This is a genomic window from Streptomyces asoensis (assembly GCF_016860545.1).
Classification (GTDB): Bacteria; Actinomycetota; Actinomycetes; order Streptomycetales; family Streptomycetaceae; genus Streptomyces; species Streptomyces asoensis.
The window spans coordinates 1,707,013-1,726,271 of record NZ_BNEB01000005.1; the positions used below are offsets into that span (position 1 = coordinate 1,707,013).

Genomic DNA, 19,259 nt, shown 5'->3' on the forward strand with positions numbered 1-19,259 from the left:
GGGCCCTCAACGAGCGGCAACGTACCTACCTGAGGTGCATCTTCCGTCACGACCAGGAGGTAGAGGAAGAACAGCGGCAGGCCCGCTTGGTGGGAGCGGAACAGCGACCGGCAGCCGAATGGCGGCGCATGACGTTGGCGGTCTCCGCCTCGTCTGATGTAGTCGGGTACACCCGCATTCAGGAGGGGCTGCGCGCAGCGGGGGTACATGACCCAGGAGCTGGATCGTCGGTGGCCGCTTTGGAGCGGCGTGGCCTGATCGTCGTGTACCGGGACCGGCTGTATGTCGACGGTCTGGGGGATATCCCCCGTACCCGGGTGGAGATGACCCGGCACGGGCGAGCGGTGGCCCGTGCGGCCCTCGGGGCTCCCCGGGAAGCAGGACCACCTGCGCCGCTGCTGTCGTTGTGGCTCTGGAAGATCATGGTCCGGGTCGCGCGCGCCGGAGCGCAGGGGGTGGACGGCAGCCTCGCCGGGCGTGGGCCGCATTACCTGGCGGTGGGGCAAAGCCCTGATGGACGGACCCCGAGTCGGGGCTTCATCGTGTTGCGGCACCCCGACGGAGTGACTCACGGACCGTACCGGTGGTTCCTCACCGACTCCGGGCGAAGCCACATCGCCGACCACCTCGACGCCTACCGCGGCCTGTATCCCAGCATCGACACCGAGGGCCTCGACGAGAGCTCTGGCTGAACTCCCCTCGGGATTCCCAGGGCCCATTGTCAGTGGCCTGCCGTATGGTCCGGCACGTGATGCAAGCTGACGACACAACGGACATTCAGCAGACTCACGCACTGCTGGAAATCGTCAAGGCGTTCGCCGTGTGCGAGCACGCGATGGTCGGCGAGGGACTAGACGGGCCGAGACGCCTGGACCGCCTCATGGAGGCCCACGGCATCCTGATGGCGGCATGCGGCCCGGGGCACCTGATCCTGTTCGACGAACTGATGGGCAGGCTCACTGGCGACCGGGCTGGCTCCCTGGAAGGGCTGCTGCCCGACTGGATCGACAGCGAGGCTCTCGCTGGCGTGCGGCTCATGGACAGCGAGGGCGTTGCCACGGAGGACGGGTTCGACTTCCGGCACGAAGCCCAGCGCGTCCTGCGGGCCGCGCAGAAGGTCGGGAAGTTCACCGGGCAGGTAACGAAACCGAAGCTGGATGACGAGTACAGCCAGGAAGCCGTCTTCAGCGCGATCAAGGGCTCCTTCTACCAGAGGCACCGCACCACTCTGGTTGAGAACCCGACGGTGCCGACGGGCAGTCTCACGGAGCTCAAGCTGCCCTCCCGGGCGAACGACTTCTACAAGCCGATCGCCCAGTACGCGCAGTTCAACGGCTGGTGGTGGCCCTGCCCCGCCTGCAAGTGGCCGATGAAGGTGACAGCTGCCCGCACCGGCGCGCGCACAAGGGGAAGGGTGCGGTGTCTGTACCCCTGGCACGAGGAGACGGGCGCGTCGTACGAGTTCGTCGTGACCGCCCGGAAGAAGTCGGCCCCCGAACTGAGTCCGACGTTCGAATGCCGGGTCCCTGCCGGCCGGTTCGCACGCCTATGGACCGGGGCCGTACCGCACGTGCCGCAGGCCAAGCCGGCCGCAGAGTACATGGCGCTGGTACGGCCGGTGTGGCGCTACACCGTCATCCCTGGCCTACCCGAACTGGCCCTGCACCGAGCCGCCGCGGCGGCCCTGGAGGGAACCGCCTGGACATCACATCTGTGGCCCAACGGGGACCAGTGTGACCTGTGGATCACCCACGAAGGAAGCGAACAGCCGCACTTTCCTGCTGACTTCAAGGACTACACCTGGCCGAATCACCTGGTCGGCAAACTTCATATGGACGGCGGCGATAAGGGCGGCGCCGAGTACCTGGTAGTGCCCGACCATCGCCAGGACCAGGTGGCCCAGCTCCACGCGGTGTGCCGCACATACAGGATGAAGGCGGCGATGACCGCGACGGACTACCTCGAGATGGTCATCACGCAGATCAAGGAGGGCAAGGCGTGAGCGGGGAGATGACGGGTAAGGAAGCCGGCCTGGCTGGAGCACTCGCTCTGGCCGCGCACTACTTTCCCCGCAAGGACGACGAGGGGCGCATCCTGGCCGGCTTCGAAGAAGCCACGTTCTTCGCCCACCGCAAGCCGCATGCATGGTCGGAGTGGGCGAGCTTGCCAGTGGCCGAGCGGAACCTGATCCGTCAGGTGATGGCCTTGATGGCTCCCGAATGGACGGATGCGAAGAAACTCAGGGCCGCCGTCCTCGCGCTCCTAGGCACCCTGGCCCCCGATCCCGACCTCGCGGACAGGTCGGGAGGTTCGCTGCGGCTGCCGGCCGGAGACCCACAGCTGGCCGAGGCGGTGATCCCCAGGGTGGGAGGGGATTTCCTCGGATACGCACAACGCGTCACCGGGCCGTTCTTCACCTTCGGCAAGCGCCCCAAGGCACAGGCGTTCGCGGGCCCAGGAACCCTCAAGACGAGGACGGCCTACCTGGGCCAAGAGCACGGCACGACCAGTAGAGAGATCCATATCCAGGCGACTCCCGGCTTCCTTGAAGCGCCCGGCCACGAGGTGCTCCCGCAGGTGCACACCCGCCCGCAGCGCGACCGGGTCGCGCCGACAGTGAACCAACTCCTGGATGTCGCCAAGATCCTTAGCGGCCAGGACAAGAGCGTCGCCTACCTGCACAAGGTGCTCAAGCGCTTCTTCAAGGCAATGAAGACGACCGACGGCGAGCTGACCGAACTGGACCTGACGTCCGGAGACCTGCAGGTCCTCAACGCCCCCACGGGAAGCGGCAAAACGGTACTCGTACGGGTCATGGCGTCCTGGGCAGCGCTCAACGACCGGCGAATCGCCCTCGCCGTCACCGATGTCCGCGCCACCCTGGACATGGCCTGGGACATCAACAACGACCTGGCCTATCTGCACAAGAACAAGCACCTAGCCGAGCCCGCTCACTGCACTCCGCTGATGTCCCCATCGAGCATGCACCGGCGGGCCATGGACTACGCCGCCCTGGGTACCTCCACCCAGATCGACGAATGGGACCGGCGCGCCAGGACCGACATCGCGCTGCTGTCGGGCGGCTGCGCGCAGCGGGCGTTGATGGACCCGCCCACCCTGTATCCGTACGGGGAGGAGAACTGCACCTCGCTGACCTCTCCGGCCACCGGCTCCACCCGGCTCACCTGCTCCTTCGCCCCGGTGTGCGGCAAGTTCCAGCAGTTCTACCGGGCCACCGACGCGGCCGTGATCGTCACCAACCACGCCAACCTCCTGGAAGGCCGCACACGCATCGGTGTCGTCCTGGACGGGCAGGAGTTCCGCGGCAAGGCACGTGGCACCAGGGGCATGAGCGTGCTGGAGATGACGCTGCGCGCCTGCGATGCGCTGGTGATCGATGAGATCGATGCCTTCCAGACGGCCGCCATCAGCCGCTGTACCTCGGAGCTCACTCTGGCTTCCCGGAAACGGACGACCGCGTTGCGGGAGATCGACTCGGACGCCAGGAACCTGCCCGTCGTCCATGAGATGGCCCTTGCAGCGCCGGTCAGCCACGCGCGGCTCATGGCCGAGATGCTGCTGCTGTGGCTCTGCTCAGGCAGCGGGCTCAGGTTGAACCCGGGCAACGAGGCGGACAGCCCTGACGGGGCCAGCCGCGACAACACCGGCTGGCGCCTGGCCCGCTCGAGGGACCGTGAAATCCTTCAGCTCCTGTTCCCCCACCAGACCGCGGCCGACGACGTTCCGCCCGAGCTGTTCGCCTTCCTCGACGAGATCATGCCCGCCCGCTGGTACGCGGCCGGACCGGATGAGGAGGCCAAACTTCCCGACGGAGCCGACTGGGACGCCATCCAAACAGCCCTGACGATCCTCACCGCGCAGCGCGGCCAGGACCACCTCACCGACACTCGCGACGCGATGCGCACGCTCCTGCGTGAGCTCGTGCCCGATGCGCATCAGCAGGCCGCCGTGGTGAACCTGTTGATCACCCGCACCGTGCTACGGGAACTCGACAGCGCGCTGGACGAGCTGCGCATGCAGGCCCAGACCCTGCGCTATCTCGACCTGGGATCGGTCCGCAAGATCCTTGAAAGCATGCGCAGCAGCACGGTCGCCACCCTCTACCCCCTGGCCATGCTGGGCCGCTCCATCCACGGCTACCAGGTCAAGGGCATGGACAAAAAGGAGCAGGAAGCGGAACTCCTGTCACGTTCTTTCGGCGGCGATCCGCACACCTTCGTCAGCGAACTCGGCGGCCTCACCGCCCTGCTGGCGGCCGGCGTGCAGCGCCCCGTCATGGGCCTGTCCGCCACCGCCTACCTACCACAGGCCGTACAGGAACACATCCATGCCCCGGTCCGCTGGTGGCTCCCCGACACCCGTCCGGAGTCCATCGTCACCCTCGCCACGCCTGTACGGGGCAGCAGCGGGGATGCCATGAGGATCGGGGGTCTCCCGCCAGAGCTGAAGCCCAACGCACTGCGCGATCTCGGCCGGGGCCTGTACGAGCAGCAGCTCGCCAAGCGCCTGGCCCGCCTGGAGAAGCACGAACCGGAACGGGCCCGCGTCATCCTCGCCGTCAACTCCTATGAGCAGGCCGCCTACCTCGCCTCCGGGGTGGCACAGGCCGACGGGCTGAACCACCGGATCTGCCTGCTGGTGAAGAAGCCGGAGAAACAGAACTACGAGGAGCACCTACCTGCCCACGTGGACCGGATGGTCCGCGAAGAGCTCAAGGAGTTCCCCGACCGCGGAGAGATCCTTATCGCCCCCCTCGCCGTCATCGGCCGGGGCCTGAACATCGTCGTCGGAACGCGCTCGGCAGTCCGCGACATCTATCTGTGCGTCCGGCCTGTCCTGAGCATCGAGGACACCGACTGGCTGCACGCAAGCGTCAACGCCGCCGGTTACAACACCCTTCCCGCCGACGGCAGCGACGAGCCCTTGGCCGTCCTGCGCGCAGCAGGCGAAGCCTCCTGGAAGCAACTCACCAAGATCCTTCGCTCCCCGGCCCGGTTCTCCAACATGGACCACGACCTGCGCAAGGAACTCGTCGCAGGAATGCTCGTCCTGCTCATCCAGCTCGCCGGCCGTGCCCGGCGGGGCGAGACCGACATGACCCTCCACATCGTGGACCACTCCATCCACGACAAGAAGTTCAGCTCCGACCTGGCCACGATCATCGAACAGATCTACCGCGACTGGACTCCGAAACAGCGCGACATCATGAATGAGCTCTACGGTCAAGCGCTTCAGGCATTCCTGACCTATGCAGGGCTCGACCGCGAGACGCTCTGAAGTGACCACGCGTCGCCGCCTTGCCGCGGCGGAGACGGACCCGCATCCTCTCCCAAACGGAGAGACCGAGAGACGAGGTACCCCCGCTCATGGGGCGAAGCAACACGCAGCGGGATCTCACCGCGCACACCACATCGATCCGGTGCACCCCCGAGCTTCTGGACGGCATGACCGCCCTGGTCTGGGACTTCGGCGACTACCACTCGCCCATCCGCACGGCCTGGCGGGATTTGGGGAGCACGGCCTCAAAGAACGCGAAATGGATCAAGGATGTCCAGGAATCCGACCCCTTCCTGGTCCCCTATTCCATCGCTGTCACCGTGCTCCAGCAGATCACCGATGGCTACGTCTACCTGGACAAGTACCTGGCCTTCATGGTGACGCTCAACCCCGTGGAGCCCGACGCCCTCAGGAGGGTCTTCACTTACCTGGAAGGCATCGTCCGCCGGATTCCTCTGGATGAGATCCCCTTCATGGATCCACCCGCCTTGCCCCGACTGGTCGCGGACGTCGCTCCTGAGCGCCGAAGCCTGGCTAAGAACATCCTCCAGGAGGAAGACGGCAAGCCCGCCAGTCCCGACAGCTGGGCCTATGAGGCGGTGAAGTGGCACATCGCCAAGAAGCTGGCGGCAAAGCCCTTCCTCGACCGGGAAGTCGAGCCGGTCCGTGAGGCGTACGAGGCGACGAACGGCCAGGTGAAACACAGGACCGTCGGCTGGCAGCCCTCCGACAACGTCGCGGCAGTGCAGTACCGGCCCATCAGCAACGGTGACCTGATCGCCTGGGAACAGCCCATCGGCCCGGTCTTCGCCGCCCTCGCCCACCCGGTCGACCTCGCCGAAGCGCTCAAGGCCCGTCCCGAGAACCCCACCCGCAGTCAAGTCCAGTACGCGCTGTCCCGCCTGTCGGTGAAGATGGCCACCTACACGGCCGAGCCGAACCCCGTCCTGAATCTTGACGCTCACATCCGGCGCATCAACAACACGGTGATCCACGCCAGCACCGTTCTCGTGGACCAGGGAACAGACCGGCCGATCATGTCTGTGTCCCTGGATGGGCGCGGTCTGCGGCAGACGAACAAGCACGCGCTGGAAATCCTGGCGAAGATGGACGCCGACCGGTCATCGCTCAACGCCATCGAGGAACGCGTCGCCGGTGAGCGCAGCCGCCTGAACGCCAGGGACGAAAATGGCAAGAGGATCGACATCCTGACTCCTCCTCCTGGAGCGATCAGGCCGACCATGCCGAAGACGGACTCCTTCGCTGTCGGTACCGGCGCCGGCATCTACCATCTCTCCCTGCTGCGGGAACACATCCAGCGAGTCTTCGGTGACGCCGTCTCCCTGCTCGACCTGAAGTCGAAGGGGAATGTCTTCGGTAAGCGTTCCCACGAGCCCGCCACCGCCGCCCAGGAGAAAGAGAAGAAACAGAAGAAGCAGGATGGCGAATACGTCGATCTCATCGGCAAGCCCTCCCCGGAGGGTATTCGCCGTTCCATCGAAGCGGCCGGATACAAGAAACTCCGCATCCTGTGCCTGTGGTACCGCGACGCGACCCTCACGCGGATGATCCACGGTCTCGCCCACCCCTACGGGCTGGACCCGGAGGGCATCGATCCGGACCCTGGCGGAAAGAAGTCCTTCCCGCTCGCGGACGGCATCGAAGCTGTCTTCTGCAACGCCGAAGCCCTGCTGGAGCACGGCCCCGGCACTCAGCGCGCCACTGACGCCCAAAGGATCGCCGGCACCTTCGCAGAACCCGGCGTCCTCCTCGCCGCCTGGTGTGAAACAGAGATCCCAGTGCGCGGCGAGGAACACGAGGGCATGAAGCCCGCCGAAGTGAAGACCGCCCTGGCGGAGAACGACGCCAAGCACCAAGTCGTCCGGGAACTCGCCAAGGCCGCAGTGCCGTCCCAATTCCTCGTCGGCCGCGAGTACGACCCGTTCACCAAGACCTTCACCATCATCAAGAGGCCGGCGAAAGCCTTCGAGGATCACCGCGTCTACATGGGTCTGCTGGACCTCTACCGTTCGTGCGGGGTCGTGGACGACCGCTTCGAGCGTGCCCTCTACCCCGGCGACGACCCCTACCCGCTGCCCCGCATGGCCTTCTGCGGCATCCACATCCGCAAGCAGGCCACGGACCGCAAGTACAAGGGCCAGCCCAAAAGGATCATCACCGCCAGCGCGATCATCCCCTCTCCTGAACCCAGCGGCCCGTGGCGCATGATCGGCTGGAGCAACATCCACCCGCAGTGGGAGCACTACGCCCTCGCACAGAGCAACTTCCACGCCGCCAACTACCCTCTTCACACTGAAAACGGCGACGGCGAAATCCAGCGCTGGGCACAGGCCGGTGAAGACGTCCGCACCGCACTCCAAGAGCTCCACGACGAGCTCGACGGCCTGCCCTACGCCTTGATGATCGACGGTCACGCCAGCCGCCGTGTATGGCCCGGCCTCCACAACAACAAGCAGGGCCTCGGAAAAGATCCCGGGGACCCGCGCCTCTGGCTCCCCGCAAGCGGACTGCCCCCGTCCTGGAATCCGGTCAGCATCATCCGCATGAACTGCGCGCAGGCGGAAATGCCCCGTCTGGTCGCCGTCACCGAGAAGCAGAAGAACGGCAAGACCGTCCCGCTCAAGACCTCCAGCGACCTCTACTACCCGGAAGCCCGGCCCGAAGGCCACCCCTGGTTCCTGTTCACCGAACCCCGCAACTACGGCAAGAAGCGCCATGGGCAGTGGAAGACCCGCTGGCGCGCCGCCCCGGGGAAAGCATCGAAGAATGCCGACGAGCGCAAGGAGAACGAACTGAACGCACCCTGGTACAGCATGACCACCAGGGAGATCACCCCGATGCACACGCGGGACGGCTACGACCGAGAGATTCTCGCGGTTGCCGCGGCGCGGCTTTGTCACCAGGCGCTCTCCTGGTCAGACCGGACGCGATACCCGGCCCCGCTCCACGCCGCGCTTCAGATGGACCTTGGCCACCCCCAGTACCGACGCTCCGAGCCGAAGGACCCTGAGAGCATGGAAATCCTGAAGGAAGCCAGCGGCACCGACCTGTAGATACCGGGACGGCTCCGAGCCGTTCGGCGTGGCGGCCTCGAAGATGAGGCCGCCACGCCGAACGGCAGCAACGCTGGCCGCATTGCCCCTATGACGGGGCACCGCGATCTTCCGTCGATGGTTTGGACACCGCCTCCTGGTCGCGCTCTGAAGGCACACTGGCCAGTCGAGGGACTCGCCACATTCGCGAAGGCAAAGCCGTTCGGCGGGCTGAGCGAACGTGTGTGCCGTGTGGTCGGCCAGGCCCTACCACGCCCGGCATCCTTGCTCCCGGTGCTCCAGAGCCGGGAGTCCAAGCGTCAGTGCCCGTGCTGCCGGACGCCGCACTCTGTCATAGCCCCCTCCATGCGGAAGCCCCGTCGTGATGTTTCCGACGGGGCTTCGCCGTATCACCGACGCCCCTATAGCGTGGGGGTGCGGGAAACCGGTCTGACCAGGTTGAAGACCTCGCGGGCGGCATATCGCTTGAGGCATCGGATGATCTCACGTCGGGTCCTGCCCTCCTGGGTGCGGCGTTCGTAGTACGCCTGGGTGCGCGGATCGTGACGCAGCCGGGTGAAGACGATGCGGTGCAGGGCGGCGTTGGCCTGCCGGTCGCCGCCGTAGTTGAGCCGTCGCGTGCTCCGACGCCCGGAGGAGTACTCGATGGGGCTGACTCCGCAAAGGGCAGCAAAGGACGCTTCGGTGTTCAGCCGCTCGGGATTGTCCCCCATGGTGATCAGGAGAGTGACGGCGCTGTCCGGACCGATGCCCACCGGTACGAGCAGCTGTGGGGCGTGGCGTTCGACGAGCCGGGTCAGGCGTTGGTTCAGCTCATTGATCTGTCCGGTGAGCTGTTCGATGCGCTCGGCGAGCATGCGCAAGGTCATGTGGGTGGCCTGGGCCACCGCGTCCTCGTCTCCCCCACCATCGGGTGGGCTGAGGGTCGCGCAGGTGCGGAACAGCACGGCATTGCCCAAGCTCGACAACCGTTCCCGCAGTGCGGGATCGGCGATGACCAGGACGGCCTTGAGCTGGTTGATCGCCTGGGTACGGGCCTTGACCGCGGAGTCCTTGGCGAGTTTCAACATCCGGGCGCTGTGCACCGGACCGTCGCCGGACTTGGCCCGGGCCCGGGCGCGACCGCTGAGCACGGCTCGCGCTGCGGCCTGGGCATCGAGCGGGTCCGACTTCCCCAGCAGCCGGCGAACCGAGCAGTCGGGGCGGTTCACCTCGTACACTTCGACCTGCTGCGCCAGCAGGTAGCGAGACAGGCCCGCGCCGAAGGTGCCGGTGCCCTCCACGCCCGCCCGGCGCACCGTCCCCCGCCTGCGTGCCCATACGAGGAGCCGCCGGTAGCCGGCCGCCGTGGCCGGAAAGGTCTCGGTGCCCAGCATCTTCCCGAGCGTGGAGCTCACGGCGGCGACGTGCACCTCACCGTGCGTGTCCACGCCCAGCACGACCTCGCTCCGCACGGGAGGATCCGTACTGGAGGGGATGCTGCGTTTTCTGGTCGTCATGGTGGTTCGCCTCCCGCGTGGTGACGTGCTGGGTGAATGGCACCAGCCTGCTCGGGCGGTCTGAACCGTGATGGCGCCTGAAACTCGGCAAGGCCCCTATTGGGACACGCCTGTGGCTCGGTGGCAGGCAGCATCCCGCAACGGCAGTCGACAGGTCCGTGGCTGGACACTTCGGTCATAGATCTCATGAGTCAGACCCCCATGCGGAACGGCACTGCGTAACCGTCCCATTGATCTCGGCACAACGGCATGACTCGATCACTGTCGGATGGCTTCTTCCGAACCAGCGCTCAACCTGGCCTGGGCAGGCTGACGATGGTTTGGCTAGTCGCCCACTAGTGACCGGCATTGACGGCCAGTCATTGCCGCTGCCTTACCGGCTGTCCTTCGTCGGCCACGGCACGAACGCAGGGCAGTCCTGAACGGTCCATGGTCGCAGCGAACTCGTCCGGTGAAGCCAGCCAGCAGTCGAATTCGGCGTTGCGGCAGCTGGCCGCAGGAGGCGTGGCGACTGGGTGGCGCGCTGAGGACACGGGCCGAGGCCGCTCTGGCGTCGCGGCTGGGGATGATGCCCAAGGCGTCGGGATCGGCCGCCCCGGCGACGACCGAGGCGATCAGGCGGTGCGACGGCTGGTGCCGTCTCGTAGGCTGCGGGCCATGAGCGATATCCCCACTGCGACGCCCTCGGAAGCGTTCGAACTGCTGCTGGCCGGTAACCAGCGCTTCGTCACCAACGCCCCTGAGCACCCGAACCAGGACGCCACCCGCCGCGCCGAGATCGCCCCGGGCCAGCAGCCCTTCGCCGTGCTGTTCGGGTGTTCCGACTCCCGGCTGGCCGCCGAGATCATCTTCGACCGCGGCCTGGGCGACCTGTTCGTGGTGCGCACCGCCGGCCACGTGGTGGGGGCGGAAGTGCTGGGCAGCATCGAGTACGGCGTTGACGTGCTGGGCTGCCCGCTGGTCGTGGTGCTCGGCCACGACTCGTGCAAGGCGGTCGGCGCGGCGTGCGCCGCGCTGGAGGACGGCATGGCCCCGGCCGGCTACATCCGGGATGTGGTCGAGCGGGTGACCCCCAGCGTGCTGGCGGCGCGAGCCGCCGGACGGGTGGAGCCACAGGAGGTCCTCGCCGAGCACGTAAGGCACACTGTCGACCTGCTGCTGGACCGCTCTCGCGTCCTCGCCGAGAAGGTGGCCGCTGGCCAGGCCGCCGTGGTGGGCCTGTGCTACCGGCTGGCCGACGGCAGCGCGCAGCTCGTTGCGGCCTGCGGTTTCGACACGCACGTCGCCACCACGTCCTGACCACCCCGGCCGCGGCTGCCCCGAGAATGTGCCGCGGCCGGAAGGGACTCCACGGGCGCCATCAGGGTTGGTCGCGCCGACGGGAACACCGAGCGGCGTGGGTGCTGGTCACACCGTGGGCCGGGGCCCGGCGGCGCGGCGCAGCCGGTTGGCGATCGCCAGCCCCAGCCCCTCCTCCGTCGGCAAGGACACGATGATGAGGTCGCACCCTCGCTGGTCGAGTTCGCGCAGGAACCCGTACAGCCCGCGCGCGTAGGCAGCCGTCGAGGCGGGAAGGGCCACCACGGCGTGCACCTTCACGGGGGCGTCCGTGAGGGAGGGCGGAAGGAAGACGCCGACCTGGTGGCCCAGCTCCTGGGCGAGCTCCGCTTCGGCGACGACCTTCTCCGGTTCGACGAGGACGACCCGCGCCCGGGGCGCGTAGTGCGACGGATGCTGGCCCGGCACGCGGACCTGGCTCGTCGAAGGGACCGTGATCGGGCACTTCAGCACCGCTTCAAGGTCCTCGCGGGTCACCCCGCCGGGCCGCAGGATGCTCGGGATGTCGCCCGTGGCGTCGACGATGGTCGACTCGACACCCACCTCGCAGTGGCCACCGTCCAGCACGAAGTCGACGGCATCACCGAGCTCCGCCCGGACGTGGTCCGCGGTGGTGGGGCTGACCGAGCCGAAGCGGTTGGCGGACGGAGCGGTGACACCGCCACCGAAGGCCGACAGCAGCGCCAGCGCCACGGGGTGGTCGGGGACGCGCACGGCCACCGTCTCCAATCCGCCGGTCGCTTCGAGCGGCACCCGTCGGCCGCGCCGCAGGACCAGCGTCAGCGGTCCCGGCCAGAAGTGCTCGGCCAGCAGGCGCGCGGTGGCGGGCACCTCCTGGACCCAGTCGTCCAGGTGCTCCGCGCCGCCGATGTGGACGATCAGCGGATGGGACGGCGGGCGACCTTTGCCCCGGAAGATGCGGGCAACGGCGACGGGATCTTCGGCGTTGGCGCCCAGACCGTAGACGGTCTCGGTCGGGAGGGCCACCAGGCCGCCGGTGCGCAGTACCTCGACTGCCTTCTCGATATCGGGGGTTCTTGCCATCACTCGAGCAATCCTCCCACCGCGCCCTCCGCGACGTGCCTATCACCGATCGCCGATCCGGACCGGCCGTCCTGGCAGCCATTCACCAGCTGCAGGGGCACAGACGAAGCCGCCTGATCTGCGACGTCCCTTGGCCGGTTACCGGGCCGGTGACGGCCAAGGGACGTCTGCCATGGCCCAGGCGCGACAGCAGGAAGCAAGCCGGGGACCTCGGAGCGCCGGTGCACGCGCTCCGCCCAGCCCAACGTTGCCCGGACCGACCGGTCACCGGAGCGTCAACCAGCCGCGTCACCCTCTCCTCCTGGTCAGCGTCGTCAGCCCGGGCGGCCGGCCGTGTCTCCGAGGGCATCGTCGGCCAGCATCACCGCCGCCATCACCCGCTTGCCGACCGGCTCGCGGTGCACCTCGAAGTGCGAGCAGACGGCCATGACCAGCTCCAGCCCGTGCTGACTCACCCGGCCCGGATCCGGCGCATGCACCACCGGGAGGTGCGCCAGGAGGTGTCCACGCCTGACACCGCGGCGGACTGTCCGCCCACCGACCCGGGTAACTCTTATTGCGATTAACATGCAACAGCTACAGACCAGCAATAAGGGTGTGAGGTCCATGACGGTCCGACGGATACGGACAGCCGCCGCGGCGGCGATACTCACGGGTGTCGCCGCCTGCTCGGCCCCCGGCAACGGCACGGGAGGCGGCGAGGCGGCCGACTCCGTCGTGATCGGCGTGGCCTCCGAGCCGGACACGCTCAGTCCGCTGCTCGGTTACGGCAAGGACGGCAACTCGAAGATCTTCGACGGTCTGCTGGCCCGGGACGCCGGCTTGAAGTTGAGACCGGCGCTGGCGGAGGCCCTGCCCGAGGTCACCGCCGACGGCCTCACCTACACCTACACCCTGCGCGACGGCGTGAAGTTCTCCGACGGCAAGCCGCTGTCTTCCGCCGACGTCGTCTTCACGTACGACTCGATCCTCGACGCGAAGACCAACAACACCAACCGCAGCGAACTGGACGCCATCAAGGACGTGCGGGCAGCGGGTGACGACAAGGTGGTCTTCACCCTCAAGTACCCGTACGCCTCCTTCGCCGGGCGTACGGTGCTGCCCATCGTCCCCGAACACGTCGCGGGCAAGCAGGACCCCAACACCGGCTCCTTCAACACCAAGCCGGTCGGCACCGGCCCCTATCTGCTCGCCTCCTGGAGCAAGGGCGAGAAGCTCACCTTCAAGGCCAACCCCAACTACTGGGGCGGTGCACCGAAGGTGAAGAGGGTGACCATGGCGATCATCGAGGACGACGACGTGCGGGCCACCCGGCTGCGGTCCGGCGACCTCGACGGCGCGATCCTGCCGCCCAACCTCGCCGCCACCTTCAAAAACGACAAGGCGAAGAAGACGTACGACGCGAAGACGTACGACTTCCGCACAGTCACCCTCCCTCAGGAGAACAAGGTCACCGGCGACCGCGCCATCCGCCAGGCCCTGGACGCGGCCGTGGACCGGCAGGCCATGGTCGACAAGATCCTCGACGGCGCCGGGCGTCCGGCGTACGGGCCGCTGCCGGTCGACGACCCCTGGTTCGCCAAGGGCATCGAGCGCAAGCAGGACCTCACCAAGGCCAGGCGCGTCCTGGATGAGGCGGGCTGGAAGAGCGGGGAGGGCGGCATCCGTGCCAAGGACGGGCAGCGGGCCTCGTTCACCCTCCTCTACCCCTCCGGTGACAAGGTCCGCCAGGACCACGCCCTCGCCTACGCCTCCGACGTCAAGAAGGCCGGTATCGAGGTGAAGGTGGAGAGCGCCACCTGGGAGGTGATCGAGCCGCGGATGAAGACGGACGCGGTCCTGGCCGGCTTCGGCAGCAGCGGCGACCCGGACTACGGCCTCTACACGCTGCTGCACTCCTCCCTTGCCGGCGACGGATTCAACAACATGGCCCGCTATGACGACCCGGTCGTGGACAAGGCTCTCGACACTGGCCGCCACAGCTCCGACACGACGGCCCGCAAGGCCGCCTACGACAGCCTGCAGCGCGAACTGGTGAAGAACCCCGGCTACACCTTCCTCACCCACATCGACCACGTGTACGTCCTCGCCGACCGCTGGAAGGGCCTGACCACGCAGGTCGAGCCGCACGAACACGGCTTCGCCTCCGGCCCGTGGTGGAACCTCGAAGCCTGGCAGCCGAAGAAGTGAGGTTCTCCCTTCCCTGGGGAGCGATGGCACGACTGGCGGGGCGGCGGCTGCTGTTGGCCGTCCCGATCCTGCTCTTCGTGACCTTCGGCGTCTTCGCGATCGCCGCCGCCTCCCCCTTCGACCCGGTCAAGGCATACGCCGGCACGGCCGCCCTCGGCGCCGACGCCGAAACGCTGGAGCGGCTGCGCGAGAACCTGGGCGTGGACCAGCCGTTCACCTCCCGCTGGTGGCACTGGCTGACCGCGGCCCTCACGGGCGACCTCGGCCAGTCCAGCGTGCTGAGACAGCCGGTGGCCGACGTCATCGGCGAACGCCTCGTGTGGTCCTCGCTGTTGTGCGCGGTCGCGTTCGTGGTGGCGTTGGCGGCGGGCACGGTGCTGGGTGTGCTCGCCGCCCGCCGCCCCGGATCCGCGCTCGACCGGATGATCACCTCGGTGGCTTACTCGCTGGAGGCGGCGCCGGTCTTCTGGCTGGCCCTCCTGGCCGTCTGGCTGTTCGCCCTCCAACTCGGAGTGCTCCCGGCCGGCGGTCTGACCGACACCGCGAGCGAGCAGGTCACAGCCCATCAGGTAGCCGGTCACCTCGTGCTGCCGGCCGGGGTGCTCGCCGTCTCCCAGCTGCCCTGGTTCACCCTGTACGTCCGTCAGGGCGTCGGCGACGCTCTCGGGGAGGATCCCGTACGCGGCGCCCGCGCACGGGGGTTGAGCGAGCGAACGGTCCTGCTCGGCCATGCCCTGCGTTCCGGCCTGCTGCCGGTCCTCACCCTGGTCGGCTCCCGGGTGCCCGAACTCATCACCGGTGCCCTGCTGGTGGAGAGCGTCTTCAGCTGGCCGGGCATCGCGGCGGCCACCGTGGAGGCGGCCACCGCCGTCGACTTCCCGCTGCTCGCCGCGCTCACCACGCTCGCCACCGCCGCGGTGCTCGTCGGCAACCTCCTCGCCGACCTGCTCTACGGCCTGTTCGACCCGAGGGTGAAGTTCAGTGACATGTGAACCCACGACCACGGCGGATCCCGCCTGGCGGTCCTACGGCGCCAGCCGCCGCTCCACTCGGGCGGTACGCGTACGCGTCTCCGTCGCCCTCGTGGCCGCGATCGTGCTGGCCGTACTCCTCGTCCCGCCCCTGGTCCACCTCGACCAGCAGGCCGTCGACCTGTCCTCGAAACTACTGCCGCCGAGTTGGTCGCACCCCTTCGGCACCGACGATCTCGGCCGGGATCTGCTCCTGCGCTGTGTCTACGCTATGCGCGTGTCCCTCCTGGTCGGGGTGGCGGCAGCGCTCACGGCGACGGTGATCGGCACGGCCGTCGGGGCGATTGCCGGAGCGCTGGGCGGCTGGGCCGACCGTGGTCTCATGCGGGTCGTCGACACGTTCTCCTCCGTACCGCATCTGCTGCTGGGCATCTTCATCGTGGCCATGTTCCGGCCCGGGGTGTGGCCGGTGGTCGTGTCGGTGGCACTCACGCACTGGCTGTCCACCGCCCGGATCGTCCGCGCCGAGGTGCTGTCCCTGCGCGCCCGCCCCTACATCGACGCAGCCGTCTCCGGTGGCGCCTCCCGGTGGCGGGTGGCGGTACGGCATCTGCTGCCCGCCGTGCTGCCCCAGGCCGCGCTGGCCGCCGTCCTGATGGTGCCGCACGCCATGTGGCACGAGTCCGCGCTGTCCTTCCTCGGCCTCGGCCTGCCCACCCACATGGCCAGCCTGGGCAACCTCATCCAGGGCGCGCGGGGCTCGCTGCTCGTCGGGCAGTGGTGGCCCACCCTCTTCCCCGGCCTGTTCATCATCATCCCCACCCTCGCCATCGCCGGGCTCGCCGGAGCCTGGCGGGAACGGATCACCCCCCGCCGCCGATCGGAGCTGATGCTGTGACCGCCCGAACCCCGGTCCTCTCGGTACGCGGGCTGTCCGTGCGCTTCCTCATGCCGGGCGGACGGCGGATCGCCGCCGTCACCGACGCGCACTTCGACGTGGCGGCCGGCGAGTGTCTCGCCCTGATCGGCGAGAGCGGCTGCGGCAAGTCGGTCCTCGCCTCCGCCCTGCTCGGTCTGCTGCCCGCCAACGCCCAGGCCGCGGGACACGCCCGCCTCGGCGACCTGGACCTGCTCGCCGCCGACGAACGCACGCTGGCGCGAACGGTACGGGGCCGCCTGATCGGCCTCATCCCGCAGAGCCCCGCCGCGCACCTCACGCCCGTGCGCACCGTCCGCTCCCAACTGAGCGAAACCGTGGTCGCGTTGACCGGCGTGCGAAAGCGGGCAGCCGTACGATCCGCGGCCGAGGCAGCCGCAGAACGTGCCGCCTTTCCTGCCGGCCACCTCGACCGCCATCCGCACGAACTCTCCGGCGGCCTGGCCCAGCGCGCCGCCACCGCCCTCGCCCTCGTCGGCGACGCGCCCCTGCTCGTGGCCGACGAACCCACCACCGGCCTCGACCGCGACCTGGTCGACCACACCGTGGACGAACTGCGCCGCCACACCGACACCGGCCATCGGGGCCTGCTCGTGATCACCCACGACCTGGCTGCCGCCGAGCGCATCGCCGATCGCGTGGCCGTGATGTACGCGGGCCGTATCGTCGAAGTCGCCGAAGCAAAAGCCTTCTTCGACGCCCCCGGTCCCCGCCATCCCTACAGCCGGGGTCTCCTCCAGGCTCTCCCCCACCGCGCCTTCACCCCGATCCCCGGCATGCCGCCCGAACTCGGCAATCTTCCCGACGGCTGCGCCTTCGCTCCGCGTTGCGCGCGGGCCACCCACGCCTGCACCGCACTGCCCCAGCAGGCCGACGGCATCGCCTGCCACCACCCGCACGTACCGGAGGACCTCCGTGCTTGAACTGCACGACATCACCGCCGGATACGGCAGAGGAGCCCCCGTCGTCCGCAACGCCACCCTGGCCCTCGCCCCCGGCGAGAGCGTCGGCCTGCTGGGGCCCAGCGGCTGCGGCAAGTCCACCCTGGCCCGGGTCGCGGCTCTGCTCCACCGCCCTGAGGCCGGCACCGTAACCCTCGACGGTGATCCCGTACGCGGCTGGCGCTACAGCGCCCCACGCACCCAGCGCACCGCCATCGGCGTGGTCTTCCAGCAGCCCCGTCTCTCCTGCGACCCCCGGCTGCGGCTCACCGACCTGATCGCCGAGCCCCTGCGCGCCACTGGCCGCCGCGACGAAATACCAGAGCGCCTGGCCGAGTTGGCCCCGGCCGTCGGCCTCACACCCGACCTTATGGACCGCCGTCCCCACGAGGTCAGCGACGGCCAGCTCCAACGCGCCTGCCTCGCCCGCGCTCTCGTCCTGCGTCCGCGCTGGCTGATCTGCGACGAGGTGACCGCGATGCTGGATGCCTCCACCGCCGCCGCGCTGGTGGCAGCCGTCGAGGAGTACCGCACCGCCACCGGCGCCGGACTCCTGGCCGTCGGCCATGACCAGGTGCTCCTGGACCGCTGGTGCGACCGCACCGTCCACTGGAAGAAACTGACCGTCGCAGTCCATGAGTAAACGGATGCAGTCCACGACCATCAAGCGCGGCGTCGCGCAGGACGCAGACCGCCTCACCAGCCTGATCCAGACTCCGGCGCCTGCCGGGGACCATACGCCTCGATCATCTCCGGCTACCGGGCCCCCCCCCCGACTACATCGCCAGACACCGGGCTTTCGTGGCCGTCGATACGGCCGAACGCCCTCAGGGCTTCTACGCCCTGCTGGAACAGCCCCCGGAGCTGGGCGTTCATGGCCGACGACGTTCAGGGCAGGGGCGTCGGCCGGCTCCTCATCGAGCACACTATCCGCCAGGCCCGGGCCGCCGGCCTGACCGAGGTGCGGGTGGTCTCCCGTCCCCCGCCGAGGAGTTCTACCGACGCCTGGGCGCCGAGCGAGTGGGAACCGTTGCCCCCTCACCACCGAAGGTCCGTTGGGAACGGCCCGAGCTGCGGTTCACCACCGCCTGAGCCCGCACCACAGCCCCCCGCGCCGGCCTCTGCAACAGGAAGGCTCCCGCAGGCATCGGGCCTGCGGGAGCCTTCCCTTGTACCGCCTGCTCCGTGAAGGGTGAGAAGACGATCACGAGCAGGACGTCTGTGCGGCGCGGCTACGGCATCACGGCTTGAGCAGCAGGCTGTCGCCGCGCTCCTTGGCGGCGGCGTAGCGCTTGGCCACGTCCTGCCAGTTGACGACAGCCCACATCGCGTCGATGAAGTCGACCTTCTGGTTCTTGTACTGGAGGTAGAAGGCGTGCTCCCAGGCGTCGAAGACCAGGATCGGGGTGGAGCCCTGGCCGACGTTGCCCTGGTGGTCGTAGACCTGCTCGACGATCAGCCGGCCGCTCAGCGGCTCGTACGCCAGGACGCCCCAGCCGGAGCCCTGCGTGGTGGCGGCGGCCTTGGTCAGCTGGGCCTTGAAGCCGGCGAAGGAACCGAAGGACTCAGTGATCGCGTCCGCCAGGTCGCCGACGCCGTCCTGGGCCAGCGGCTCGCCGCCGCCGTCCTTCGGGCCGGTCATGTTCTGCCAGTAGATGCTGTGCAGGATGTGGCCGGAGAGGTGGAAGGCCAGGTTCTTCTCCAGGCCGTTGATCGAGCCCCACGACTCCTTGTCCCGCGCCTCCGCCAGCTGCTCCAGCGTGTCGTTCGCGCCCTTCACGTACGCCGCGTGGTGCTTGTCGTGGTGCAGCTCGATGATCTCCGGGCTGATGACCGGGGCGAGCGCCGAGTAGTCGTACGGAAGTTCCGGGAGCGTGTAAAGCGCCATGTCCAACGTCCTCCGACGTTATTGCGAGTCGTATGCAGGTGCACGCTAGCAGTAAGAACGGTACCTTGCGATCATGCGT

13 protein-coding genes and 2 pseudogenes are annotated in these 19,259 nt (G+C 68.4%); 11 read left to right on the plus strand and 4 right to left on the minus strand.

Annotated features, from left to right (window positions below):
* Nucleotides 1-230: 230 nt before the first annotated feature.
* The 4 genes from Saso_RS38535 to Saso_RS30440 all read left to right on the plus strand — a co-directional run bounded on the left by Saso_RS38535 (nt 231) and on the right by Saso_RS30440 (nt 8,372).
* The gene (locus Saso_RS38535) at nt 231-692 is read left to right on the plus strand and encodes a hypothetical protein (protein WP_229901339.1); all 462 of its coding nucleotides are present in this window, start codon (nt 231-233) and stop codon (nt 690-692) included.
* A gap of 59 nt (nt 693-751) precedes the next feature.
* Nucleotides 752-2,002, plus strand: coding sequence for a restriction endonuclease-related protein (locus Saso_RS30430; RefSeq protein WP_189923420.1), 1,251 nt, complete (start codon nt 752-754; stop codon nt 2,000-2,002).
* Nucleotides 1,999-5,298: a hypothetical protein gene (locus Saso_RS30435; protein WP_189923373.1), complete on the plus strand. Its 3,300-nt coding sequence runs from the start codon at nt 1,999-2,001 to the stop codon at nt 5,296-5,298. The genes Saso_RS30430 and Saso_RS30435 overlap by 4 nt, the downstream gene beginning before the upstream one ends.
* An 89-nt stretch (nt 5,299-5,387) precedes the next feature.
* Nucleotides 5,388-8,372 carry an RNaseH domain-containing protein gene (locus Saso_RS30440; RefSeq protein ID WP_189923371.1) on the plus strand — a complete coding sequence of 995 codons (2,985 nt, stop codon included), beginning with the start codon at nt 5,388-5,390 and terminating at the stop codon, nt 8,370-8,372.
* A 401-nt stretch (nt 8,373-8,773) separates the two neighbouring features.
* Here the strand turns inward: Saso_RS30440 and Saso_RS30445 are convergent, their stop codons facing one another.
* The gene (locus tag Saso_RS30445) at nt 8,774-9,871 is read right to left on the minus strand and encodes an IS110 family RNA-guided transposase (RefSeq protein ID WP_230426628.1); all 1,098 of its coding nucleotides are present in this window, start codon (nt 9,869-9,871) and stop codon (nt 8,774-8,776) included.
* A 657-nt stretch (nt 9,872-10,528) separates the two neighbouring features.
* Here Saso_RS30445 and Saso_RS30450 point away from each other — a divergent pair.
* Nucleotides 10,529-11,170 carry a carbonic anhydrase gene (locus Saso_RS30450; protein WP_189923370.1) on the plus strand — a complete coding sequence of 214 codons (642 nt, stop codon included), beginning with the start codon at nt 10,529-10,531 and terminating at the stop codon, nt 11,168-11,170.
* Between the two features lie 108 nt (nt 11,171-11,278).
* On the opposite strand, the gene Saso_RS30455 is transcribed toward Saso_RS30450, so the two are convergent.
* Together Saso_RS30455 and Saso_RS30460 are read right to left on the minus strand one after the other, a co-directional pair.
* Nucleotides 11,279-12,253: an L-threonylcarbamoyladenylate synthase gene (locus tag Saso_RS30455; protein WP_189923369.1), complete on the minus strand. Its 975-nt coding sequence runs from the start codon at nt 12,251-12,253 to the stop codon at nt 11,279-11,281.
* Nucleotides 12,254-12,567: 314 nt separating this feature from the next.
* A pseudogene (locus tag Saso_RS30460) lies at nt 12,568-12,741 on the minus strand (ATP-binding protein); the annotation flags it as partial.
* Nucleotides 12,742-12,859: 118 nt separating this feature from the next.
* Between Saso_RS30460 and Saso_RS30465 the strand changes: the two are divergent.
* The 6 genes and pseudogenes from Saso_RS30465 (at nt 12,860) to Saso_RS38540 (ending at nt 18,384) form a co-directional block, all read left to right on the plus strand.
* On the plus strand, nt 12,860-14,443 hold the full coding sequence (locus Saso_RS30465) for an ABC transporter substrate-binding protein (RefSeq protein ID WP_189923368.1): 1,584 nt from the start codon (nt 12,860-12,862) through the stop codon (nt 14,441-14,443).
* A 23-nt stretch (nt 14,444-14,466) separates the two neighbouring features.
* On the plus strand, nt 14,467-15,435 hold the full coding sequence (locus Saso_RS30470; protein WP_189923367.1) for an ABC transporter permease: 969 nt from the start codon (nt 14,467-14,469) through the stop codon (nt 15,433-15,435).
* The gene (locus Saso_RS30475; protein ID WP_189923366.1) at nt 15,425-16,312 is read left to right on the plus strand and encodes an ABC transporter permease; all 888 of its coding nucleotides are present in this window, start codon (nt 15,425-15,427) and stop codon (nt 16,310-16,312) included. The genes Saso_RS30470 and Saso_RS30475 overlap by 11 nt, the downstream gene beginning before the upstream one ends.
* Entirely contained in the window at nt 16,309-17,274 is a 966-nt protein-coding gene (locus tag Saso_RS30480; RefSeq protein ID WP_189923365.1) for an ABC transporter ATP-binding protein, read from the plus strand. Before Saso_RS30475 ends, Saso_RS30480 begins: the two co-directional genes overlap by 4 nt.
* Nucleotides 17,267-17,935 (plus strand): ABC transporter ATP-binding protein, encoded by a 669-nt coding sequence (locus Saso_RS30485; RefSeq protein WP_189923364.1) that lies wholly within the window; start codon nt 17,267-17,269, stop codon nt 17,933-17,935. Before Saso_RS30480 ends, Saso_RS30485 begins: the two co-directional genes overlap by 8 nt.
* 4 nt (nt 17,936-17,939) lie before the next feature.
* Nucleotides 17,940-18,384, plus strand: a pseudogene (locus Saso_RS38540) (GNAT family N-acetyltransferase).
* A gap of 148 nt (nt 18,385-18,532) precedes the next feature.
* Here the strand turns inward: Saso_RS38540 and Saso_RS30490 are convergent.
* Nucleotides 18,533-19,180, minus strand: a complete 648-nt coding sequence (locus Saso_RS30490) for a superoxide dismutase (RefSeq protein ID WP_189923363.1) — start codon at nt 19,178-19,180, stop codon at nt 18,533-18,535.
* Nucleotides 19,181-19,259 lie beyond the last annotated feature (79 nt).